Annotated in this window: 18 protein-coding genes; 4 read left to right on the top strand and 14 right to left on the bottom strand. The window is 71.8% G+C overall.

Going from position 1 to position 23580, the window contains the following annotated elements; genetic code table 11:
• Window positions 1–69 precede the first annotated feature (69 nt).
• On the bottom strand, window positions 70–423 hold the full coding sequence (locus IF29_RS0124165) for a PadR family transcriptional regulator (RefSeq protein ID WP_030258673.1): 354 nt from the start codon (window positions 421–423) through the stop codon (window positions 70–72).
• Window positions 424–549: 126 nt separating this feature from the next.
• Window positions 550–1398 (bottom strand): SDR family NAD(P)-dependent oxidoreductase, encoded by an 849-nt coding sequence (locus IF29_RS0124160; protein ID WP_030258671.1) that lies wholly within the window; start codon window positions 1396–1398, stop codon window positions 550–552.
• Window positions 1399–1959: 561 nt separating this feature from the next.
• On the opposite strand from IF29_RS0124160, the gene IF29_RS0124155 reads away from it, so the two are divergent.
• Window positions 1960–2493: a universal stress protein gene (locus IF29_RS0124155; protein WP_030258668.1), complete on the top strand. Its 534-nt coding sequence runs from the start codon at window positions 1960–1962 to the stop codon at window positions 2491–2493.
• A 77-nt stretch (window positions 2494–2570) separates the two neighbouring features.
• Here the strand turns inward: IF29_RS0124155 and IF29_RS0124150 are convergent, their stop codons facing one another.
• From IF29_RS0124150 to IF29_RS0124140, 3 genes are all read right to left on the bottom strand, one after another.
• Complete coding sequence (locus IF29_RS0124150) at window positions 2571–2972, bottom strand: DUF3592 domain-containing protein (protein ID WP_051725847.1); 402 nt, start codon at window positions 2970–2972, stop codon at window positions 2571–2573.
• 19 nt (window positions 2973–2991) lie between these two features.
• On the bottom strand, window positions 2992–3516 hold the full coding sequence (locus IF29_RS0124145) for a universal stress protein (RefSeq protein ID WP_051725843.1): 525 nt from the start codon (window positions 3514–3516) through the stop codon (window positions 2992–2994).
• Window positions 3517–3663: 147 nt separating this feature from the next.
• Entirely contained in the window at window positions 3664–5043 is a 1380-nt protein-coding gene (locus tag IF29_RS0124140; RefSeq protein ID WP_030258660.1) for a hypothetical protein, read from the bottom strand.
• 559 nt (window positions 5044–5602) lie between these two features.
• On the opposite strand from IF29_RS0124140, the gene IF29_RS0124135 reads away from it, so the two are divergent.
• Window positions 5603–6661, top strand: coding sequence for a hypothetical protein (locus IF29_RS0124135; RefSeq protein WP_030258658.1), 1059 nt, complete (start codon window positions 5603–5605; stop codon window positions 6659–6661).
• A complete protein-coding gene (locus IF29_RS0124130) occupies window positions 6654–7982 on the top strand; it encodes a hypothetical protein (protein WP_030258655.1) in 1329 nt (442 codons plus the stop codon). The genes IF29_RS0124135 and IF29_RS0124130 overlap by 8 nt, the downstream gene beginning before the upstream one ends.
• On the opposite strand, the gene IF29_RS0124125 is transcribed toward IF29_RS0124130, so the two are convergent.
• The 9 genes from IF29_RS0124125 to IF29_RS46245 all read right to left on the bottom strand — a co-directional run bounded on the left by IF29_RS0124125 (window position 7960) and on the right by IF29_RS46245 (window position 20277).
• Complete coding sequence (locus IF29_RS0124125; protein WP_157623908.1) at window positions 7960–8754, bottom strand: hypothetical protein; 795 nt, start codon at window positions 8752–8754, stop codon at window positions 7960–7962. The genes IF29_RS0124130 and IF29_RS0124125 overlap by 23 nt on opposite strands.
• The gene (locus tag IF29_RS0124120; protein ID WP_030258650.1) at window positions 8739–9926 is read right to left on the bottom strand and encodes an ATP-binding protein; all 1188 of its coding nucleotides are present in this window, start codon (window positions 9924–9926) and stop codon (window positions 8739–8741) included. Before IF29_RS0124120 ends, IF29_RS0124125 begins: the two co-directional genes overlap by 16 nt.
• Entirely contained in the window at window positions 9923–12151 is a 2229-nt protein-coding gene (locus IF29_RS0124115) for a hypothetical protein (protein WP_030258647.1), read from the bottom strand. The genes IF29_RS0124120 and IF29_RS0124115 overlap by 4 nt, the downstream gene beginning before the upstream one ends.
• A gap of 187 nt (window positions 12152–12338) precedes the next feature.
• Window positions 12339–13454 carry a patatin-like phospholipase family protein gene (locus IF29_RS0124110; protein WP_030258644.1) on the bottom strand — a complete coding sequence of 372 codons (1116 nt, stop codon included), beginning with the start codon at window positions 13452–13454 and terminating at the stop codon, window positions 12339–12341.
• On the bottom strand, window positions 13451–14482 hold the full coding sequence (locus tag IF29_RS0124105) for a hypothetical protein (protein ID WP_030258641.1): 1032 nt from the start codon (window positions 14480–14482) through the stop codon (window positions 13451–13453). The genes IF29_RS0124110 and IF29_RS0124105 overlap by 4 nt, the downstream gene beginning before the upstream one ends.
• Complete coding sequence (locus IF29_RS0124100; protein ID WP_030258639.1) at window positions 14479–15975, bottom strand: P-loop NTPase family protein; 1497 nt, start codon at window positions 15973–15975, stop codon at window positions 14479–14481. The genes IF29_RS0124105 and IF29_RS0124100 overlap by 4 nt, the downstream gene beginning before the upstream one ends.
• Entirely contained in the window at window positions 15965–18283 is a 2319-nt protein-coding gene (locus tag IF29_RS0124095; protein ID WP_157623907.1) for a dynamin family protein, read from the bottom strand. The genes IF29_RS0124100 and IF29_RS0124095 overlap by 11 nt, the downstream gene beginning before the upstream one ends.
• A gap of 144 nt (window positions 18284–18427) precedes the next feature.
• The gene (locus IF29_RS0124090; protein WP_030258633.1) at window positions 18428–19945 is read right to left on the bottom strand and encodes a CATRA conflict system CASPASE/TPR repeat-associated protein; all 1518 of its coding nucleotides are present in this window, start codon (window positions 19943–19945) and stop codon (window positions 18428–18430) included.
• Window positions 19942–20277, bottom strand: a complete 336-nt coding sequence (locus IF29_RS46245) for a hypothetical protein (protein ID WP_157623906.1) — start codon at window positions 20275–20277, stop codon at window positions 19942–19944. Before IF29_RS46245 ends, IF29_RS0124090 begins: the two co-directional genes overlap by 4 nt.
• Window positions 20278–20374: 97 nt before the next feature.
• On the opposite strand from IF29_RS46245, the gene IF29_RS0124080 reads away from it, so the two are divergent.
• Entirely contained in the window at window positions 20375–23572 is a 3198-nt protein-coding gene (locus IF29_RS0124080) for a CHAT domain-containing protein (protein WP_030258626.1), read from the top strand.
• Window positions 23573–23580: the final 8 nt, after the last annotated feature.

The following is a 23580-nucleotide window of genomic DNA, read 5'->3' as shown; positions in this document are numbered from 1 at the left end:
CAACCCACCGACACCACCGACCCGACCGCCCTCACCGCCTAACCTCACAACCAGATCACCGACTGGCCGTCAATACACCACGCCAGCAGACGTGACCCATCTCCCGCCCTCCTTCAACCTGTTGATGCGTGATGAGAGGTACTGCCATTTCGCCCAGAACTTCGCGAGTTCCTCGCGTCCGGCGTCGTTGAGCGCGTAGAACTTGCGCGGCGGACCGACCCCGGATGGTCGTTTCGCCACCTGGACGAGTCCGTTCCGCTCCAGTCGCAGCAGGATGGTGTACACCGTCCCCTCGACGACATCGGCGAAGCCGAGCTCGTTCAACTGACGGGTGATGGCGTACCCGTAGGTTTCCTCACTGCCGATGATCTCGAGCACACACCCTTCGAGCGTGCCCTTCAGCATCTCCGTCAGGTCATCCATTGCGGCCCTCCTCGGCTCTGTCGGTACTACGTGCTACCGAGTACCAGTACACGGTATCACCGAGTAGTGGAGCATGTCAGCGATCGGCGACCACGGACCTTGGGGGGCGTGGCGCATCGGCCGCCGTCAGACGGCCAGCGGGGCAGGCGCGGTGAGCCGTTCGCTGAGCTTGAGCAGTCGCTCGACCGAGCGCTTGTCGTTGACCTGCGGGCCGGGAACGCCGAGCGCCAGACCGTCGTAATAGCCGCCGTTGACGACCTCGGTGTCCGGGCGGCACAGCTCGACCACGGTTTCGGCGATCTCGTTGGCGGGCCGACCCAGCGTGCCGTACAGCGGCCGGATCGGCGTCTCGGCCACGCCCGGGTGCAGGGTGATCGCGGTGTGCCCGGCCGGGAGCCACTTCGCCAGGGTGCTGACGAAGGTCGTCAGCGCGAGCTTGGACTGCCCGTAGGCGACGACCCGGGAGTAGCGCTTGGAGCGGGTCAGGTCGGTCCAGTCGATGTTGGCGGTGCGGTGCAGGCTGGAGCCCAGGGCGACGATGCGGCTGTCGGCACTGCGGGCCAGCGGCCGCTCCAGCAGCCGGGTCAGCAGATAGGGCGCCAGGTAGTTGACCTGGAAGGTGACCTCGTTGCCCTGCTCGGTGAGGGTGCGCCGCTCGGGGGCCATCATCCCGGCGTTGTTCACCAGCAGGTCCAGCCGCTCGTGACGCTCCGCCAGTTCGGAGCCGAGGTGGGCGACCTGGTCGAGCTGGGCGAAGTCGGCGACGGCCTGTTCGAGCAGTTCCTCGGGGATGCCGGCGGCGGTGAGCTGCGCGGCGGCCAGGGCGGTGCTCTCGGCGGTCGGTCCATGCAGGATCACCCGGGCGCCGCCGACGGCCAGCAGCAGGGCGGTCTCCAGACCGATGCCCGCTGTGGCGCCGGTGACCAGGACGGTGCGGTCGGTGAAGGCGAGGCCGTGGGAGGGGGCAGAAGACACAGTGATCCGTTCATGGGGGGACCGCACCGCTTTCGGGCGGGGTCGGTCCAGGGGGATGGGATGTCGAAGGTCACCGCTCCCGGCGACATGTGTGCGGGGGAGCGGGCAGGGACGCACGGGGGCGCCTGCGGCCGGAGCCGGGAATGCCGTTCAGCGATACCGGTCAGCGCGAGCGGTATGCGGCGGTCGGTCGTCGTGCAGACGACCCGGATGCGCGGCTGCGGCGGCGTGCTGGGGCCGGGCAGGACCGCACGGCGCCGTGACGGCGCTGCCGGTGCGGTGGATGCGAGGGCCCATGGGGCACGATCCAAGCGGCTGCCGGAGCCGCGGGGCAAGCCGTGCACGGAGTTCCTGACACGGCTTTGACGAGGGCGGCGGAAGTTCCGCAGAGCGATGCCAGGTCGGCATCAAGGCAGCGTTCATACGTATATGGGAACCATTAAGGAGCTTTGCAAGGTCGGGTCCGGCGATGTTGCATGAATTGCGAGGGATTCAACCGGATCTCCCTGGGAAGCAAAGAGCAACGGTCGCAGCAGGCCGGACCGAGGGAAGCGAAGCACCATGGCTGAGAACGTTCGGGTCGTCGTCGGCGTCAGCGGATCGCTGAGCAGCCTGGCGGCGCTGCACCGCGCCGTGGCGGAGGCCCGCAGGCTGGACGCGGTGCTGGTTCCGGTCCTGGCCTGGCACCCGGTGGGCGGGGAGCTCGCCTACCGCTCGCACCCCTGCCCGCCGCTGCTGACCGTGTGGGAGCAGGCGGCGCGCAAGCGCCTGCACACGGCGTTCGAGCAGTGCTTCGGGGGCTATCCGGCCGGCCTGCGGATCCAGCCGGTCCTGGTGCGCGACGAGAAGCCCGGACACGCTCTGGTGCAGGTCGCGGACCGTCCCGACGACGTACTGGTGGTCAGCACCGGACGGCAGGGCCGGCTGGCGCGGCTGTTCCACGGCTCGGTCAGCCGCTACTGCCTGGCCCACGCGCGCTGCGCGGTGACGGCCGTCCCGCCGTCGGAACTGCTGGACGCCCTGGAGGCGGCCGCGTGTGACGGCGAGCCGATGACGCTCCCCAGCCGCTGGACCGACGCGGCTCACGCCGCCTGACGACCGGGCCCGCTGGCGGACGAACTGCGCAAGGGTCCGCAACCCCGCTTGCCGAGGTCGCGGGCCCTTTTGCGTGATCAGGCCGCGCTGACGACCAGGACCACCGCGGTGAGGAACAGCGCCACGCCCGCTGCGGCGAAGGTGTAGTCCACTGCGCGGCGCTCGCGGCCGAGCACCAGGAGCTTGCGTGGGTCGGCGCGGTCGTAGACGATCCGCACCGTACGGCCGTCCACCAGCGGCAGCGAGCGTGCCGAAGGGACCGGCGAGAAGACTTCCATCACCGGTCCCTCCTCGTCCGTGTCGAACTGCAGCAGCGGGGCGGAGTCACTGCCGGGCCGCTGCTTGACCAGTGCCTCCGTCGGCACGCCCTCCCGGAGCAGTCGCCGGGTCTCCGCCAGCGAACCGACGCCGACGAGGTAGGCGACCAGTCCGCCGAAACCCAGCAGCACCGCACTGACCACGAGCGCCGACGTGTCCATTGCTTCCCCCGGTCCGGATTCAGTTGAGGTAGCCGACACCGGCGTGGCAGTGCATCGAGCCGTCAGGCGTGGTCTGCGGCGCGAGCGTGGCTGTGGCCTCCAGGGCGTGGTTGGCCGGGACGATGACGACCTCGCACTCGGCGCGGGCCCAGCAGTAGCGGGCCACCGGGCCGTGCAGCACCCCGCCGCTGCGGGTGCCGCTGTGCCGGCCGCCGCCGACCACCAGCAGGTCCTGCGGTCCGGTGGCCAGTGCCACAAGGGCCCGTCCGGCCTCGGAGCGCACCGTGCGCGGCTGCACCCGGACCCCCTGCGCGGCTCCGTCCAGGGCCAGCTCCACGATGCTGTCCAGCCGCAGCCGGGCCGCGTACTCCAACTCCGACAGCGGGCGCAGGCTGTCGCCGTCGCAGGCCATCCAGGCGGTCACCGGCACCAGCAGCGCGTCCCGACTGCGCGCCTCCGCCAGACCGCGCTGCAGCGCCGCGAGGCTGCTCAGCGAACCGTCGACCCCGACGATGACCCGCGCGCCCTGATTCATGGTGACCATGGCAATCCGTTTCCTTCCGAACCACTGAATGCTGTGCCTCCATGAGATCCCCGGTTCGGCCGGTGCCAGTCCTGCCTTGACGCAGGATCTACGCCTGCTGAGCCCTCCTTGACGGTCCCTTGATCAAGGGCCGGACCCAGGCCCTGCTCAGGCCCGGAATTCGGCCAGCCGGGGGCGCACGCCGACCAGGCAGAGCAGTAGCACCAGCACCGCCGCACCGCCGAGCAGCGGGATCCGGAAGGACAGCTGGCCGTGGCCGCCGTGCGCGGCGGCGCCGAAGGCGTCGGCGTTGACGGCGATGACCTGCTGCAGGGCGGCGTCCTGGGCCTCGAAGGCGGCGTTGGAGCCGCCAGGGGACAGGCTGGTGCCGTAGGCGATGGCGTCGTCCAGCCTGCCCTCGGCGACCAGGGCGCGGATCTTGCGGTCGTCCAGCTCGTAGGCCTGGTAGGTCGTCAGTGCCTGTTCCGCGGCGGCCCGTTCCCCGGTGAAGGTGATGTTGCGGAACTCGGTGCCGTAGAAGCCGCCGAAGCCGACGTCGGTGTGGTCGGCCCGGTACGCGGTGACGGCCGCGGCCAGAGCTGTGTCGTAGCCGGTGATGGAGGCGCCGGGGAGCGCGGCGATCTGCTGCGAGGCGGCCTCGAAGGCGTCCTGGTACTGCGGGGCCCGCTCGCGGTCCAGCAGGTAGCGGCTCTCGTCGGCGTTGGCGTCGGAGACCACCGCCCGGGCCCGGCTCAGCGCGACCACGGAGTCGAAGGCGTCGTGGCGGGCGACCCGCAGGCTCTCGCGCTGGTCCGGCAGCAGCGTGCCGGCCAGCGCCAGGAAGGCCACCACCAGCACGGTCGCCGCGGCCAGCGCGGGGTTGACGATGCGTCGGAAGGTCCGGGTCAGCCAGACCTGGAGCGCCAGCAGTCCGGCCAGCAGCGCCGCGCCCAGCCCCAGGGTCCAGCCCTCGGCGCTGGACAGCGCGGACCGCTGCTGGTCGTAACTGGCGGTGAAGGCGGCGTTGTTGGCCTGCACCAGCCGGTCGGCGGCCGGCAGCAGGGTGGTCCGCATCAGGTCGGTGGCCTGGCGATACTCGGCCAGCGCGGTCGGATCCGGGTGGCTGGCGGCGGCCTTGGCCTGGTCGTTCAGCTCCATGGCCCGGCCGGCCAGGTCCTGGTAGCGGCCCATGCCGTCCAGCACCCCGGCCAGCGCCGACTGCACCCGGGCGTCGCCGGCGGCGCTGACGGTGGCCTGCTGCAGGTCGTGGTCGGCGGTGGTGCGGTCCTGGGAGTACTGGGTGAGTGCGGTGGCGCGCTGACCCACCAGTTTCGGGTCGGCGCCGAAGACCATGATGTTGGCGGTCTGCCCGTCCAGGTCGGTCAGCGACTGGTACAGCCCGGTGGCGTCCAGTACCTGCGGCGCCTGTTGACCGGTCACCGCGGACCAGGTGCTCTTCGCGCCGGTGGCCGCGGTGAGCACCACGGCTGCCAGCACCACCGTCAGCAGCAGGCAGCCGGCGGTGAACCAGCGCAGCCGCGAGGGCACGTTGGCGGCCCGGGGCAGCCGTGCCCGCAGGCGTGGCGGCCGTGGGGCACCCTGCCCTTGTCCGGGTGCCCCACGCCACCGCCCACTGCGTGGGCGCAGTGCGTCCGAACCCCCACCCGGAGTCGGACGCTCTGTTTCCACCTCGGGATCGCGTTCGCTGACCGTCGCCATCTCTGTTGCACCGCCCCCTGGTAAAGCACGCCCGGCCCCCCACGAGCCGACGGCGCGAACGGAGCAGTGCCATGCCGACGGGTGTGCGACTGTGTGAGGTCGGGCGGCAACCCCGCCGACCCCCCACCGCGCCTCCCAGGGGGCCTCAACGACCCCCGGCAGATACTCTGCCGAGGCTTCGCCCGGCCGTGCGCGGTCCTGACGCCGCCCTGACGCGCTGCCCGATGATCTTTACGCGTTCCTGTCGCCGGGGCGCCGCTCGAGGGTGACGGGCTCATCTCCGCCTGGTGGCAAGCCTGTTGATTGCAGGAAGGCTGTGGTGGGGGTCGAGCCGCTGCCTTAGGATATCGAGAGCGGGGTGACATGCAGATCGTGCTGGGGGGCGGATGTGCAGCAATTCGACCAAGCCATTTTCTCGGTGCTGGGGGCCAGTAAGTCGGGCAAATCCAGCTATCTCATGGCGTTGTACTCCACGATGGACGGCATTGACGGCGGATTCAATCTGAACAGTGGGGGTGACGACCAACAGGACATCGCTTTCGCGTCGGCGTGGGACGCCTTCGTCGAGACCCTTCAGGTACCGCCCACCGACGGCGAACCCGTCGAATACACGCTGGTCTTCGGCCGCGGCCTGGAACGGAAGGTCGACATAAAGTGGACCGACTTCCGGGCGCATGCGCTCATGGACCTGTCCCCTGAGGGCTACGGCGTCGAGCTGGTCGAGCAGGTGAATCGGGCCCACACGATTTTCGTGGTCCTGGACGGTGAGAAGCTGCGCCGCCCGATTGCGCCCGCGGATCTCGCCCGGGTCAAAAGCGAGATGCAGATACCGCGGATGACGAAGATCCTCACGGACGTCTTCCAGGAGCGGAAGCGCCACGGCATGTCGCAGCCTTCCGTCATCGTTCTGGTCACCAAGGCCGACACGATTTCCTGGCAGAGCGGCGACGCCGCCAACGGGAATGTCCGTTCGATGCAGGACGTCGTCGAGGACGTCTCGAAGCGGCTGCTTCCCTACGCTTTCCTGCCGGAGATCAGTTCGGCGATCTGTCCGGTGAGCATCGGCTCGCTCGGTCTTAACGGCGATCACCTGACCGGCAAGGTCGAGCCGAAGCGGGTCGGCGCTCCGCTGCTGATCGCCCTCGTCTTCTACTACGAGACCAGGCTGGCGGAGTGCAACCAGGCGGCCCAGCAGCTGGGCCGGCGTGAAGCGGACATCCAGCGGCAGTTGCTCAATCCTGTCGTCCAGCGACCGCTCTGGGTGCACAACCGGGCCCAGGCCAAGCTGCGGACCGAGCTCGACGAGATCGCGGAGCAGCGGGAGGGACTGGAGCAGCGGCAGATCCTGTACGCGGACGAGATCACCAAGATTCGCTCCGAGATCCTGCATCAGCAGCAGTCGCCCGACGGCGTCATCCCGGCTCCGTGGATGTCCGGGAATGTCTGACCACGAGGGCGTCTGGACGCCGGTCGTCTACGGTCGCAACTCCCGCGCGGACGTCTGGTGGCAGGTCCGCCCGCCCGCCGCCGATCCCGCCTGGCTGCACGAGACGGTGGTGGGGTGCGCCGTCGCGCACGGCAAGGACCTGCGGGAGGGCCCCCGACTGCTGCTGGCCCAGCGGTCCGGACTGCGCCTGGTCGGGGTGGCCTGCAGCGCCCGGTTGCTGAGCGGCACGATGTACTCCGACGGCAGCCGCGACCTGCACTGCTTCGTCGGCTGGCTGACCACGGACCTGTCCGCGGGACCGGACTGGGAGACCTTCCTCGGCGCGTACCAGCAGAGCGCCGCGGAGGTCTACGAACGCCATATGAGCCGGGTCTGGGACAAGGCGTACTGGGCGCTCGGCGAGCCCGATCCCGGCACCGCCGTTCCTGCTCCGTGGCCGGCCTCCGCCGAGGAAGTCGGACGGCCGCCCGGCCTGCCCAGGCGGGGATATGTCGAGCCTGGCGGCTGGGCCGAGGTCTGGAACGGTGCGCTCGCCACCGGGAAGCCGCTGACGGTCGTGCTCGGCTGGGCCTCCCGGCAGGCCGCCGGTACCGGGAACGGCGCTGACTGCATCGGCATCGGTGCCATCCGCGCGACGCCGGCCGCACCGCCGGCCGTACCGGTACCAGTACCCGTGCAACTGCCGTCGCCGCCCACGACCTCGGCGGTACCACTGCCCCAGTCGGCGACGGAAGACGTAGCCGCTGACCCGGACCGGGACACAGGCCCGGCCGGAACCGGCGGCGCGGTCGGTGCGAGGGGCGGGCTCCGGGCGGCCGCCGCCGTGTCGGTGATCTGCCTGCTGCTCGGGCTGCTGGTCGGATACCTGGTCTGGGGCCGGAACAGTTCCCAGACCGTCGGCACTGCGCAGCCCCCTGCCGTCACCACGCAGTCCCCGACGCCGACGCCCGATCCAACGCCGACGCCAACGCCGACCCCCAGCCCGTCCCCGTCCCCGATCGTGGTGCACGCGACCCTGCAGGGCGGGAGCAGCTTGGACGGCCTGCAGCTCACCTCTGCCGGAGCCTTGACGTCAGCTGACGGTACGACAGGTGTCCAGCTCCCGCACGGTCAGGAGGTCACCGCGGAGAACTGTCGGAAGGCGCTGGCCTCCCGGTCCGCCCGACTGCCGGCTGTCAGGCCCTGGGCCGGGCTGACGGTCTGCACAGGTACGAAGGGTTCCTCCGTCGTGATGGTCGCCACCGTCACCGGGGTGCAGAACTCGGCGAAGCTGCACGCAGTCTCCGTGACCGTCGGCATCACTGCGGCCGGCGGCACCTGAACAACCGCACGGCCTCCTCGGCAAGGCGGCCCACGAGGTTCTGCGTGCGGTCGACCGGCGACTCGGACGACGGCTCGACCGGTGCCGCGCGGAGCGGTTCGACCTCGGTGAGGACGCCGTTGACCAGCAGGATCGCGCACGGATCCGGCTGTTCGGCGGCTGCCTGCGCGGCTCCGGCCACGGTGGTGAGTGCATGACTGGAGAAGGCCAGGCCCGGCTCCCCGGCCGCCAGGCGCTCGATCCGCGCCAGGAACGCCCCGCGCGCCCGCTCGCCGCCGACGGGTCCCGCCCACGACCCGTCGATCTCCGCCTCGGCGCTGGGCTCCGGGTGCGTGGCATAGGCTGCGCCGAGCAGCTCGGCGAGGTGCCCCACTACCGGCTCGCAGGGGACGGTGCCGGACAGCATCCCGTCCACGGTGTCGGCGTCGAAGACGGCGTCGAGGCGTGCCCCGAACCGTTCGCGCTGCTCGGGATCGAGTCCCATGGCGACGAGTGACCTGACCAGCCCGGGTTGGTCCGTCAGCTCCTCCACGACCAGCGTGTAGCGGATCCTCGTGCTGCGCACGTCCCGTCGGATCGACGGCACTCCGCTGACCAGCACGGCGGGTGAAGCCCCGCCGCGCACCACGATCTCCGGTTGCTCCAGGACGACTCGCCCGCGGTGCGCCAGCGGATGCCACCAGAAAACGGGGGGCGACTCGCCGAGGAAGTCGTAGTCGAGTTGCTGTGCCCACCCCCGGGTCATCAGATAGGGCTTCACCGCAGCTGCCACACCTCCACCCGGGGGTCGTCGGCTTCCGTGGACAGGGAGCGGAGTGCGCTGTTGAGCTTCCGTTCGCTCTGCTTGGCCGCGATCAGCTGTTTGGCGGTCAGTATTCCATCGCGCCGGGCCCACCAAGCCTCGCCGCTCAGATAGAAGGTGAGCGCGCCGAAGAAGCCCTTGCGCAGGTAGCGCCGTTCGAAGATCCTCCGCTGTTCCTCGGTGGCCGCCCTCGCAAGTTCCGTGTTCCGGGCCGCCTGCGCGGAGATGACGGACCGGCACAGCTCCCGCATCACCGTGGCGGCGGCCTTCTCCTGGATGCGCGGGGGCCGCCCGCGGAACCGGTAGTGTCCAGTGAACTCCAGATACTCCCCGCCGACGTCGTGCCAGATCGGCTCCATGAGTTCGACGCAGCCGTAGGTGTCGATGGGGGCGTAGACCACCTTCACCCGGCCGGGCGCCTCTGCCTCGGCCGCCTCCACGGCGTCACGGTAGGTGTCCTGGACGAGCTGCCTGAGTCGGGGTGCCTCCTTGCCGCCGCCGCCGTTGTCGTCGAAGTACTTCTCGCACTTGAGCGGGGCCAGTACCAGGACCGCGGGTTCGCTCCCGCTGTCCTTGCGGGAGCGGGCCCAGAGCCGGGTCATGGCGGTGACCTCCTCGATGCCGAGGAGGTCGACCACCGATCCGCGCTCGGCCGGCTTGCGCGCCTCCATCAGTACCGCCGCGTCGATGGGCACCAGCAGCATGACGCTCCGCTGGATGTGGTCCTCACAGGCCGGCCACTGCTGCTGGGCCTCGGCGGACCGGTTGCGGGTGACCGGGTTCAACCACCCGCCGGGGTAGTCGAGGATGCTGAAGGGGATCTCGATATCGATCCGGTCCTGCGGAGCCACGCCCGGCTCGCTGTCGGCGCGCAGGACCACCTCGTACAAGGACGTCGTCTGGTTGCCGCTGAGCGCGGCGGCGTCGAACTCCTCGGCCGCGATCGCCCGGCGCAGCGCGCGCCGCTGCTGGTGGATGCGCTCCTCGGTGGTCTCTCCGGCGAGGATGCGGACGCCCGTTCCGGCGAGTTGCCGCTCCGTCTCGGAGAGGATAGCGGTCAGCAGCGTGGTCTTGCCGACCCGGGACGGGCCGACGACCGCGACCCTGAAGGGCTCCTGCTCGACGTCGACGAGCTCACTCATCCGTTGCTCCTCTTGCTGCCTGTCAGCGCCTGGTTGAGGTGGTTCAACGCGTCCTTGGCCCGCTGGATCCGGACCGTGGACGTGGCCGGTCCGGAGACCTCCTCGGGCCAGAGCTGGTCCTGGAAGCCGGTGGTGACATTGAGGAAGTCGTCCGGAGTCCCGGCCGACCGGATGAAGGCGTCCTCGAAGTACTGCCCGTAGGCGAGCAGGATGAGCGCGTTCGCCGACGGTTCGCCCGACAGCATGCCGCCGATGTCGGTGATGACCGACCTGGCCAGTCCTGAGATCTGATTGAAGAGCTGGTGTCCGCCTTCCGCGGTCGCGGCAAGCGTGAGCATGGAGAAGAACTGCTCCTCGGTCTCCTTGCGGTGGTACGGCATCAGCGCCTCCAGCTTGCGCCACACCTCGGGCAGCAGCCTGGTGCGGTAGTCCAGCCGTACGTCCAGGGCCTGGTCGAGGGCCTTCACCAGGGAGGGACTGTCGTGGTCGGCGCTGTCCAGGGTGTCGCGCAGGTTCCGCAGTACCTCCTCCGGGCTGTCGCCTTGCAGGAGGTTTGCGAACCGGGGCCCGAGCCCTCCGGCCAGCCCCTTCCAGAACTCGTTCCGGCGCTTGTCCAGCATGGAGTCGATGTCGTTGAACCGGATGGCGATCTCGGTCCGGATTCCGTTGAGCGTGTTCTGCATCACCGTGGCGGGGCCTGCGGCCCGCAGCATCTTCGGCAGGACCTGCTCGACCCAGGCTGCTTGCCCGCCTTCGACGCCAAAGCCGTCGATGACCCAACTCCTGGCCCGGTCCTGGACCTTGGTCACCTCGTCGAGGAACTCCTGATCCGCGTACTCGGCGCCGGTCCGGGCCTGGAGTTCCTCGATCCAGGCGTGCAGATGGGTGGTCACCTCGTCCAGCAGTTCGGTCCGCTTGTGGTCCAGGCGCAGCAGCTCGCTGGGGGTGTGGATCGATCGCAGCGCGGCGAGGTGGCGTCCGATCAGACCGCGGAGCTGCTCGCGGCCGGTCTCGCAGGCGGCCTGGGCGAAGGCGAAGACGTCGGCGTCCATCCGGGGCAGGGCAGTGGCGAGGTGTTCCAGGACGACCTGGAGCACCTTCTCCTTCACCTGCTGCCGGTCGGCGGAGTCCGCCGTGATCACGTTGTAGGAGCGGTCGTCCAGGCCCTCGTTGAGCCGGTCGCGGATGTCCCGCTTGAGGGCGTCGATGTTCTCGGCGGCGCAGCCACCGGAGTTGACCAGGATGGTGACGAAGTCGCGCACGGCTGCCGCGCCGCTGGCGTCGATGATGAGCTGCAGGGCGTCGCCGTCCTCGACCGACCACAGGGCGTTGGTGTCGGTGGGGCGTTTGACGACGATCACGAAGTCGACGTCGTCCTTGAGGCCGTCGAGGTGGTGCCGGTCGGCGTCGGGGACCAGTTCGCCCAGCCCCGGCAGGTCCACCAGGGCGAGGTCGGCCACGTCGTCGATGGGGAACCTGCAGGTCACGGTTGCATCCCGGACCGCGAAATGTCGGCGGTCGGGCATGCCCACGTCGGTCGCCGGGGGGTAGGCCACCCACTGCCTGAGCGAGCCCAGTTCGGACTCGGACAGGGTGATCTCACGCTGATGCCCGGTCAGGTAGCGGCGGAACGAAGGCAGAGCCCGCTGCATTTCGTCGCGCAGCCGGACCAGCATGGGACCGGATTTCGGATGGGGGCCGACGTCACCGGTGAGTTCGTCGGCCGTGAGCGGATAGCGGAAGGTGCTGAACTCCTCCAGGGTCCTCGGCGTCGGCATGAGGTTCAACGCCCGGTGGTAGGGGGCGAGGACCTCGGCGCAGAAGGACGCCTCACTGTGCAGCGTCAGCACGGCCCCGGTGCGTACCGTCGAGTGGTAGATGCTGCTGCGCACGGCCGTGACCGGCTGGCCGCGGCCTGCCGGGATCTGATCGTCCGTCAGGCCGGAGAGTGACTGCAGCAGGGTGCTCTTCCCGTTCCTGGCCCGGCCGCTGACGCCGATGTTGATCGTCCTGCGGCTGACCCGGGACCGTACGCCCGCCAGTGCTCCCAGGGCGGCCACGGCGATGGCGTCCATCGCCGCGACGTCCAGGTCGGCGGTCGCCGCGATCGCGGTGACCTCGTCCCCCTCGCGCAGGTCGTCGAGGGCGGCCCCGAGATCGGCGATCATTCCCCTGACGGTGGTCCAGTAGGCGGTCTCCCGCTCCACCATCGGGATCTGGCGCATCCGGGCTTCCAGAACGGCTGCTATGCGCTCGTTGTTGGTCGGCAATGTGTGTCTCCCCCCAGAGAAGCCGGCACAGGTGCTACCAGCCATTGTCTGTTTCCATGGTGCCGCAGTGGCGGGTGCAGCGGATAGTGAACAGTGCAAGTTGACAGCTCATCAATGAGCAGGCCAGGGACGTGAGATGGCCTCACTCGTCGAGGCCGTCGAGGCCGTCGAGGCCGGCGAGGGCTGCCAGCATCGCGGCCTCGGCCGAGCGCAGGGCCGTGACGCTGTGCAGCGTCTCGGCGAGCGGGTCGAGGATGGCCGCGGTGTCGGCGCGGCCCTGCGCGCGCAGTCTTCGCAGCCGGTGCGGCGAGAAGTCCAGCATTCCGGTCATGTCGCCGCCGGGCCCCGCCGGTGCCAGCGGTCTGCGGGGCCGGATCTCGATCATGCTGGTTCCGGGGAAGTCGTGGGCGTCCCAGGTCGAGCCCCGGGAGAGGTGGACCACGATGACGATGTCGCAGCCGGCGTGCCGCACCAGCGCGCCGGCCGGGGTGTTGTCGGCGAGACCGCCGTCCCGGTAGAGCCGACCGTTCAGTCGCCGGGGCGGCAGGATCAGCGGCAGCGCCGCGCTGGCCAGGACGGCCTGGCGGCAGTCATGGTCCGACAGCCCGTTGAGGTGCAGCCATTCGACCGACGCGCCCAGGCGGGACCTGACCACGTCCACCGCCCAGCCCCAGCGGTTGAGCGGGTCGACCCCCTCCATGGCGGGGAACGCGGAGACCCAGATGGGCGTCCCGGTGCGCAGCCGGCCGGGATCGACGTGCTCGGCGACCAGCCGCTCCAGGTGCTGGGGGCTGACGGCGGGGTGGGTCAGGCGCGAGGGCAGCCGGGCGAGCTGTTCGAGGGTGTTCTCGTCGCGGTCCTCCCGGCTGAGCGAGCCCGCAGGGCCGAGCCTGCCGACCTCGTCCCAGACCTCGGCCAGGTGGGCCGCCGCCGCGTCCAGCGAGTCCGATCCGGCGATGACCGCGCCGTTCAGCGCCCCGATGCTGGCCCCGGCGATGGCGTGCAGCCGGGTGCCGACGGAGGCCAGGTACTCCAGCACGCCGACGTGGTAGGCGCCCTTGGCGCCGCCCCCGGACAGCACCAGACCGATGCGCGGAACCGGCCCGCGGTCCGGCCCGGTGGGCGCACTGGGTTCCACTCCGCCCTGAGTCCCGGCAGTCCCGATGCGTTCCAGTTCCGACCCGGTCCCTGTGCCGCTTCCGGGCGCCAGCTGCCGAGCCCGGCGGGCGAGTTCGCCGAGATCGCCGATCTCGCTCATGACTGCTGCTCCGCTGCCAGTGCGTCGCGACGCTTCCGCGCCGCCTCGGCCTGCTCGCGGACGACGCGCTCCACCAGCGAGTAGGGGTCGCTGGTGCGCGGCACCCAGCCGGGCCGCCGAATGGCCAACTCGCGTGCCGCTGCGGCCGGTTCGGGCGGACGCTCGGAGTCGGGACGTGTCCACAGCTCGGTGGCGTTCGCCACCATGGAGACCAGCGGGCCCAGTTCCGGGGCGAGCCCGGGTTGCAGCCCGGCGCCCAGGATCTCCGCGACGAGTCGCAGCCGCCCGGCGTCCGGCGCGTCCCGGCAGTCGTCGTCGATCATGCGGGTGATGACGATCCCCGGGCGCTCCAGTACCGCTGCGGACCGCGGCGAGGCCAGGATCCGGTGCACCAGCCGGTCGCTGACGGTGTCGGTGCCGTTGAGCCGGGCGTAGCGCCCGGCAGGTCCCTGGGCGATCTCTCCGGCCAGCAGCACGATCTGCAGGATCCAGGGCAGACCCGGGTAGGTCCGTCCGGCCGACCAGCGCTCCAGCGCGAGTTCGAACGCCGAGTCGGCGTCCAGGCGCAGGTGCAGCATCAGCTGCGCCTCCTCCAGCGCGGAGACCCGGGCGTCCAGGGAGCCGATCCGTTCCTCGCAGGCTTCGGCGATCATGGCCACCACTTCGGCGAGCTCGCCGAGTTGGGCCGCGGCCCGGTCGGCGGTGCGGTCGATGCGGCGTCGGGTCTCCTGGACGTGCCTGGCGACCTCGGCGACGGCCAGGTCCGTCACCGTGACGTGGCCGGAGACCTCGGTGAGCCAGCTGACCAGGGCCCGCTGGCCGTCGGTGAGGGCCCGCTCGGTCAGCAGCGCCCGCTTGCGGTCGCTTCCGGTGATCCGGGCGACGATGCCGCCGATCGCCGACTGCTCGCGGCGGAACGCGTTGAGGTCGTCGGCCACCACCAGGGAGTTGGCGAGCTCCAGTAGCGCCCGGTCGGCGATCGGCGGCAGTTCCTGCGCGATTCTCGACACATCGGTGGTCGTGGTCATCCTGTCGCGCTCCAGTCTGTACCGGGTGTGCTGTCCGGGCCCTGGACCAGCGCCCGCACGGATTCCTTGCGCAGGGCCAGTACGTCCAGGGGTTTCCGCGGCAGGGTGACCGCGACGGCCGGGTCGGGTGTTCCGACGGCCTGGGTGAGCCGGTCGAGCAGGACGCGCACGGCCATCCGTCCCGGCTCCTCCGCGCAGGCGCCGAGGAACGAGTCCAGCAGATACGGCACGCCCGAGCGGCGCCAGGCGTCCGAGGCGCGGTCCCTGACCCAGCCGGGGTCCCGGGCCGGCGGCTGCTCGCCGTCGGCGTCCAGGGGGAACAGGGTGCGCAGGAACGCGGACCGGGCCGATCCGGACGGATCCGCCGCGTCCGGGTCGGGGTTCGGGTCCGGCCAGAGCACGGTGGCCGCCTCCAGCGCCTGCCGGGCCGCGGTGCACACCGCGTGGTCGGCCGGGTCCGCGGTCCGCTCGGCCGTCGACCTGGCCGGGGTGAGCCTGCGCAGCACCGAGCGCAGTTCCGCGGAGGGGGGCTGGGCGATCCGGCCGGCCGGGGTGGACTCCAGGTGCGGCACCATGTCGACCCGGTTGACCACCACCCGCACCCCGGTGCGGCCCGGCCACACCAGCGCCTCGTCGACCAGACGCGCCACCGAGGCCTCGGCGCTCGCCTCCATCCGGGTGGCGTCCGCCACCAGCAGCAGTTCGTGGGCCCTGACCACCTCGGCGGCCACGAATCCGTTCAGCACACCGGGCAGCAGGTTCTCGTCCGGTCCCGGCGTGTCCACCAGGACCAGCCAGCCGCCGACCGGTTCCCGCTCCAGCCAGGGCACCGGGACCACCACCTCGGGTGCGCGCAGCAGCTGGATCAGGGGCAGCGCCGAGTCCTGGAGCACCGACAGCGCCAGCCGGAGCAGGTCGTTGGTCTCGGCCAGTCCCCGGCGCACGGCGCGGGTTCCCGACCGGTGCGCTTCGGGGGCCGGCCGCGGCCCGCCGCCGATCGCCGTGGCGACCTGCGCGAGCTGCGGGGACCGTTTCACCGCGGCGGCCAGTGCGGACCGCCGGTCCGGGGCGGCCAGCCGTCCGGCGATGTCGGCCAGGACGGCGACGGTGGCGTCCGTGAAGGTCAGCACGGGCTCCGGGGTGCCCTGCCGGGTCACCGGCACCACCTGCGTCGGCAGGATGGTCATGGCCGGGCCGCGGGCAGGCAGCAGGTCCTGGCACAGCAGCGCGTTGATCAGCGTCGACTTCCCCGCCTTCATCGGGGCGATCAACGGCACGCGGTACTCCAGCCGTCCGGCCGGCGCCTCGCGCAGTGACGGCAGCAGCGCCCGCAGCTGCGCGGCGGTGTCCGGTGGCAGCGGAGGCGCCCCGCCGAAGGGCAGCCCGAGCGCGTCCCGGGCCGCGGTGTGCAGGGCGCTGAGGGCGTACACCCAGCGCGCGGGCATCGACGGGGGCAGCGGCCTGGCGGTCAGCCCCGACGGTTCACGCCGCACGGAGCTGGCTCTCGATGTCGCGGCGCAGGCCGTCGACGGCGGCGTGGAACACCTCCAGCTCCCGGCGCAGGTCCGACTGCTCCTGCTCCTGGAGGGCGTTGTCCTGGGAGGACTGGTCCAGGATGTCCCGGTAGCGCTGCAGGAACGCCTCCACGTTGTCGTAGTACTCGTTGATCTGGTCCACCAGGACCTGGGACACATGGCTGCCCAGGCTGGTCCGGATGCCGTTCACCTGCGCGGTGTAGGAGTCCCGCAGGGCCTTCGCCAGGGCGTCGGCCCGCACCAGGTAGGTGGTGTCGGTGACGTCCACGCTGACCGTCTCGGTGAAGGTGGTCTTCCAGAGCCACATGGTGCGGTACGAGCGCCGGTGGACCTCGCGTTCCTCCTGGCGCTGGGTGGTGCGGGTCTCGCTCTCGAGGGCGGTCGTCGCCGAGACAGAACCGGTGGGCAGGCTCAGGTCGGGAACCGCGAAGTCGATGTCGAACTCTGCCTTGAGCCGGTCCGCGGCTCGCTGCACGATGGGCTGGACCTTCGCCCGCTCGGCCTTGACGTACTGGAGCGTGGAGTCGCGCAGGGTCGACTCGATCCTGCTCCGCGCGGTGGCCAGGGCGTCCTCCAACTCCCGGCGCGGTTGCACGGTGTGGGCGTGGATGAAGTAGTTGGCCGCGTCCTCCGAGTCGAACTCCAGGGTGTCGTCGCCGCGAACCCGGAAGATCTTCCGCACCATTCCGGTGAGGCCGCCGTCGCTGGCCGCCTCACGCCTGATCCCGTCCCGCAGCCGCTGGGTGATGGTGCGTCCGGAATCCGTGGCCGTGTCCAGGAGGCTGTCCACTTGCGCCCGCAGGCGCTTCACGATCGCGTCGGGGGGAGCCACGCTGTCGCGGAAGGTGCCGATCACCGTCATCTCGTCCGCGATCTGTGCCGCGGCCTGGGTGAGCGTGTCCGACTTGCGGCCGATCAGATCCCGCCGGGCGGCGATCGCTGCCAGCAGGTCGGCGACTTCCCCGGCCGCCTTGAGCAGCGCCGCCTCCAGCGCCAGCGGCAGCGCCCGGGCCCGCAGCCCGGCGATGGCCGAACCGAGCAGCGTGTTCATCTCGCTGAGTTTCCAGGCGCGCCGGGCCATCTTCTCCAGCCGGTGCAGGTCCAGGTCCTCGAGCTCGTCCTGCCAGTACAACGGCGACGCCACCTTGAGGAGTTGGACCGCGTTGTCGCTCTCGGCCGGCGCCGGCACCTGGCCGCCGCGCAGGTCGGCCAGCACCCGCACCGCGCGCAGCGCCCACTCGGCGGACGCGGTGAACACCCGTTCGTGCGCCGCCTGGTCCGTCAGACCGAGATTGGCGGCCGCCGAGCTGCGGATGCCGTCCGGGTCGAGGTCGGTGTCGTGCTTGCGCTGGTCGATCTTGTTGACCACGGCGTAGAGCTTCTCCGTCCCGATGATGTCCAGGGTCGGCTGCATCAGGGTGCGGATCTGGGCGTCGGAGTGGCCGCCCATCTTGGTGTAGTCCAGTACGACCAGGACGATGTGACTCTCGGTCAGCTGGGTGCGGACCACCGCGCCGAGCATCGCGGACAGGTCCTCCTCGTCCGGTCCGGGAGTGTCGATCACCACCAGCCGCCCCGGGCCCTCGCTCGCTTCGAGGTCCGGGGACCAGTACGAGGTGCGGATCACCGGGACGTCGGAGAGCTGGAAGGTGCCGCTGTTCCCGAAGACCAGAGCGGCGAGCCGGACCAGGTCGTTCAACAGCAGCAGGGTGATCTGGACCGCCTCGCGCCCGGTGCAGGTCCGCTTGAGGCCGACGTCCTGGCCCGAGGTGATCCGCTGCACCAGGTCGGCGAGGTAGGGGCGCTTCTCGATGATCTCGGGCCCGCGCTCCCGCAGCTCCTTGCGCAGCGAGGAGATCAGCTTGCGGAACTGCGCCTCGTCGGCCGGAGTGATCGTCAGTCGCGGGGAGAACGGCTCGCGATTGGACAACTCGGTGTCGGTGGCCTGCCGTTCCAGCACGATCCGGGTGGGCAGGGTGGTCATGGCGGCCGCCCGGGCGGGCAGGAACTCGTAGCCCACGATGGAGTTCACCAGCGTCGACTTGCCGGCCTTCATCGGGGCGACCACGGCCATCCGCAGCTCCCCCTCGCGCACGGCCTCCAGCTGGTGCTCCATGGCCTGCACGGATCCCTCGTGCCCGTTGAGGTTCCGGCTCCACGCCAGTTCCATCTGCTTGGCCTGGGAGAAGTTCTGCAGGACCTGTCCGATCAGGTCGACGACGTCTCTTCCCCGCTGCTCCTCGTAACTGTCTTCGCGCAGAACCATGGTGCACGACCCCCCCAGGACGGTTCGACCGGTGCCTGCCACCTGCCGATACGCTCCGTATGGTAGCTATGTCAGGCTGTGATCAGGTCTGTTTTGGTCCGCTTGATGTCCTGAATGTGTCTGGTACGACGGGGCGTTGTGCAGTCAGGGCCGCAGCAGCCGCCAGCGCAGTCCGCCGCCGAGGGCCGCGCCCAGGCCGACGGCCGCCAGGGTCTGCACCGGCGTCGGTGTTCCGTGCAGGGCGGACCAGAGCACGGCGGACAGCAGCCACGCCGTGGCCGCACCCGCCGCGGTGAACAGGGCGGTGTCGGTGACCCGGCTCTGCGCCCGCAGGCCGATCGCGGTGCGCCGGGGCAGGATGAGCATCGGCAGGACCAGCGCGGCCAGCGTCAGGAACGCGATCAGGGCAGGTCGGACCGGTCGGGGCAACTGCAGTGTGTACTGCAGCGCCTGAGCGGCCGTCAGCGCCATCAGCAGCGCCCCGACGATCGAGGTCTGCAACAGCGAGAGCTGGTCGCGGCGGGTGCGGTCGGCGCGCTCGACCGCGGTGGACAGGCGCTCGGCGCACTCGGCGGCCCGCTCGGCGGCGGCGGTGAGGCCGGCCCGGGTCGCCGCCAGTTGCTCCCGCGCCCAGCGCGCCAACCGCAGGTCACCGTCGAGCAGGGCGCCGGCCGAGGCCCCGACGGCCGTCACGTTCTGCTCGCAGGCCGCGAGCGTGGCGTCCAGGCTCGCCATCAGCGCCAGGGAGCGGATGATGCCGCTGCGCCCGGTCCGCAGTTCGCTGAGCGCGGCCTCGGCGGCAGCCAGCCGGGCCACCGGCACCGGTCCGGGCGGGGCGGAGCTCAGCAGGTCGGTCGAGGCGTCGCAGGCGCCCTCCACGCGGCGGGTCAGACCGTCCAGGTCCGGCAGCTCCTGCCGCAGCAGGGCGCACTGGTCCCGCAGCCGGGCGCTGTGCAGCAGGATCAGCGTTGCGGGCGCCGCCCCGGCGGCGTTCCCCTGCCAGGCCCAGCGGCTCAGCGCCGGCTCGTCGGCGGTGCCCGCCAGGACCAGCAGCCGCCGCCGCTCCGGATGCGCCGAGGGGGGTGTCAGCTCCCAGAGCGGGAACCGGCCACCGGGTCCGGCCCGGAACGCGTCGGCCGCGATCCCCGGGGCCGACGGTGCCAGGTCCACGGGCAGGCGCGCGCCCAGGCTCCGGGCGGTCGCTGCGGTGAGCGGTGCGGCGGCGATGGCGTCGGACACCGTGCCCAGCAGCAGCTCTGCGGCCCCGAGCAGCCCCGCGGTCCCGGTCGGCACGGTGCCCGGGCCCAGCCGCTGCCAGGATTCGGTCAGGTCCCGCCAGCCGACCGCGTCGTCGTTGGGCGCGAGCAGCACGGACACCGCCGTCACGTCGTAGTAGGCGATCACCAGCATGATCCGGTGCGCACCGGGGACCCGCTGCTGACGTGCGGCCACGATCCGGGGCTGGTCCGGCCGGTCACCCGCGGCCGTCGCAGGCAGCCGGTCCGGCCACGGCGGCAGCGCGTCGTCCATGCCCAGCCGGTCGCCGGCCGACCACCACCGCTCCAGCAGGGCACGGGCCTCGGAACCCGGTTCGGCCACCCGGTCGGTCCGCAGGAACAGGTGCGCCACCAGCGCGGGCCGGTGGACCCCGGCGGCCGTCACCGGGCCGGCGCCGGAGCCGGACCCGGCGGCGGTCCGGGGATCCGCTCGGTCAGCCGGTCCAGCAACGGGACCAGGACCGCCAGGACCTCCTCCGTCGCCCCCGCCTCGGCGGCAGCGGCGGGCAGGTCGCCCTCCAGCAGCACCGGGCCGCGATTGGTCAGCCATCCCAGCGCCCGGTCGAAGGCCGCCGGATCGTCCGCCGCGAGCGCCGAGTCCAGCGCGGACAACGGCTCGGGCAGCGCCGTCCAGCGCGGCAGCGGCATCGACCAGTCCGTGCGGATCAGCTCCAACCGCCGTGCCGCCGCCCGTAGTCTGTCTTCCCGGATCGCCACTCGCAGCCCTCTGCTCCGCCGACTGATCAGCTGTCAGAGGTACATGATGGAACATCAGCGACCTCGGCGCGAGGCGTCCGGATCGGGGGAGGCGCCAGTGGACCAGGAATCGGCCCTGTACGACATCGTCTGGGGAATGGTGCGTCACTTCTTCGACGCCTTTGAGCGGAGTGCCGAACCCCGGGATCTGGATGTGGTGCTGACGGCCTATCAGACCGCCCAGTCCCGGTGCCCGAGCCGGTCCGCAGCGACCCGGTCGCTGGCCCTCGACCTGATGACCGCGCTCGTCGACCGATTCGAGAGCCTGGGCACCGACCTGTCCGACCTGGCCGCGGCCATCGCCATCGGCGAGGAACTGCGCGGCGGTTCACCGCAGACGGGGGAGGATGCGGACAGCGCCTTGCTGCTGGCGCTGGCCCATGGCTACCGGCTCCGGGCCCAGGTCCCGGCACAGCCCGGCGCTGGAGACGGGGACGGGGACGGGACGGGAGACCTCGATCGCGCGGCGGACCTCGCCGAGCAGGTGATCGCCCAGGGCCCGGTGTCCGCGAGGGCGGACGCGCAGGCGTCCCTCGGCGTCATCCTGACCGCCGGCTACCGGGCCGGCCGCGGGCGGCCGGACCTCGAACGGGCGCTGGGGCTGCTGGTGGCCGCCCTGTCCGGGAGCAGGGACCCCTCGGCGCAGCTCGGCATCGCCAACGACCTGGCCGGGGCGCTGCACCTGTGGTTCGGGACCACCGGGGACATCGAGAGCCTGGACCGGGCGGTCGAGCTGATGGACCAGGTCGCCGGGACGGTGGCCGACGATGACCCGCAGGCACCGGTCTACCTGGTGAACCTCGGCGTGCTGCTGGCCACCCGCGGCGAGCGGACCGGTTCCGAGGACGACCTGGACCGGGGCGTCGCCACGCTGAACGCCGCTCTGGCACTCCTGCCGCCCGAAGGCGTCCGGGCGGCGCATGCCCGCTCACTGCTGGCCGAGGCGCTGCGCATCCGGTCGCTGCGGGGCGGCGGCCGGGACGACAGCGGCCAGGACGACGCTGTCGAAGCCGCCCGGGCGTCCGTCGAGGCGTCCGCCGTGGTCATCGGCAGCCAGGGGGCGCCGGAACTGCACCTGGCCAACGCCCTCGCCCAGCGGTACCTGCTGCACGGGGAGTTGGCGGACCTGGACGAGGCCGTGCGGGCCGTGACCGCGGCGGTGTCCAGGACACCCGCAGCCCATCCCCGGATGCCGTCCTACCTCACCGCCCAGGCCAACCTGCTGGTCCAACTGAACCAGCGCACCGAGGAACCGGACCTGCTGGACCGCGCCGTCGACGCGGTGCGGCGGGCGGTGGATCTCACGGCCGAAGGCTCCCCCGACCTCGACGCCCTGCTCAGCAATCTCGCCTACGTGCTGCGGCTGCGCTACCTGACCGACCACGACCGCACCGACGACCTCGCCCAGGCCCTGGCGGCCGCCGAACGGGCGGTCGCCCTCGACCCCGACCGCGCCCACCTGACCGGGGCCCGGCTGAACCTCGCCAACGTCCGGCACCTGGTCTACGAGCACAACCACAACCCCTGGGCGCTACCGATCCCCGACTCCGCCGACGCGCGTGACGCGGCGTACCGCGCGGCGGAGGCGGCCGTCCCAGAACAGCCCGGACACGACGCGGTGCGCGCCCGCGCCCTGCTGGTCCTGGGCATGGTCGCCGAGGCCCACCACCGCTACGAGGCGGACCCCGCCGCGCTGTCCCGCGCGGTGTCCGCCTACCGCGACGCCGCCAGGACCACCGGGGCCCCGATCCTGGTGCGGGCCCTGGCGGCGGCCGACGGCGGTGTGCTGGCAGCGGAACGCCGGCTCTGGGACGACGCCGCCGAATGCCTGGACCTGGCGCTGGACCTGCTGGGGCCGCTGACCGAGCCGACACTGCTGGGCTGGGAGAGCCGGGAGCTGCAGATCAAGAAGTTCTCCGGGCTGGCCGCCGCGGCCTGCGCCGTCCAACTGGAACGGGACCGGCCCGATCTCGCCCTGGCCGCGCTGGACCGGGGCCGGGGCATCCTGCTCGCCCCGGCCTGGGGGATGCGTTCGGAGGCCGAGCGGCTGCCCGTGGAGCAGGCCGAGCGCTACCACGCGCTGATTCGCGCCTCCTTCGAGGACGGACGGGCGACTGACGCCTCGTTCACTGCCGCCCCACCGCCCGGTTCGGCGGAGGCGACGGAGGACGGCGCGGCGCGGCGGCGGCGCGCCCGGGCCAACCGGGAACTGCTGACCGATCCCGCGGTGCGCACGCTGTACCCGCCCACCGACCTGGACCGACTGCGCCCCCTGCTCGGCGACGGCGCGGCCGTCAGCATCAATCTGGACGACAGCCGCTGCGACGCGCTCATCCTCACCGCGCAGGGCGTGCAGTCGCTGCGCCTGCCCGAGCTGACCCACGACGACGCCCTCGGTCGGGCCCGCCGCTTCCTGGAAGCCGTCGAGAACCCCACCGCCACGGCCGTGGACGACGCGCACGAGATGACCGAGTGGCTCTGGGACGTGCTCGCCGGCCCGGTGCTGGAGCGTCTGGGCCACCGCGGCGCCGGCGGCGCGGAGGGCCGGGTGTGGTGGATCCCGACCGGCGCGCTCAGCCTGCTGCCGCTGCACGCCGCAGGCCACCACCGCGAGCAGGGCCGGCCGAGGACCGTACTGGACCGGGTGGTCTCCTCCTACTCGGCCACCCTGCGGGCGCTGGCCCGCGATCTGGGCCGCACACCGGCCAGGGGCTCCGGTCCCGCCCTGGTGGTGGCCCCGGGGCGGGGAATCCCCGCGCCTTTGGCCGACGCGATCCGGCTGACCGGCCCCGCGGCGACCCGGCGCGCGGTGCTGGACCACCTCCCGGACTGCGCCGTGGTCCACTTCAGCTGCCACGGCCGGGCCGACCCGGACTCCCCGGCGGACAGTTTCCTCCGGCTCCACGACGGCCCGCTGCGCTTCGCCGACATCGCCGGCCAGGACCTGCCGAAGGCCTGGCTGGCCTTCCTGGCCGCCTGCGAGACGGCGGTGCCCGGCGAGGAGACCGAGGACGAGGCCATCCACCTCTGCTCGGCCTTCCAGCTCGCCGGGTTCCCGCACGTCATCGGCACGTTGTGGCAGGTACTGGCCGAGACCTCGGCGGACGTCACCCTCGCGGTCCACACCGCGCTGCAGCAGCCGGGCACCCCGGTCCCACCGGCCCTGGCCGTACACCGCGCCGTCCACGCCGCCCGGGACGTCTACGCGGACGCCGGCCCGATCGCCTGGGGCGGCCACGTGCACTTCGGCCCCTGAACGCCCTG

The organism is Streptacidiphilus jeojiense (assembly GCF_000719095.1).
In the GTDB taxonomy this organism is placed as follows: domain Bacteria; phylum Actinomycetota; class Actinomycetes; order Streptomycetales; family Streptomycetaceae; genus Streptacidiphilus; species Streptacidiphilus jeojiensis.
Note: the sequence above shows the minus strand (reverse complement) of the source record. Positions and strands in the feature narration are given on the sequence as shown.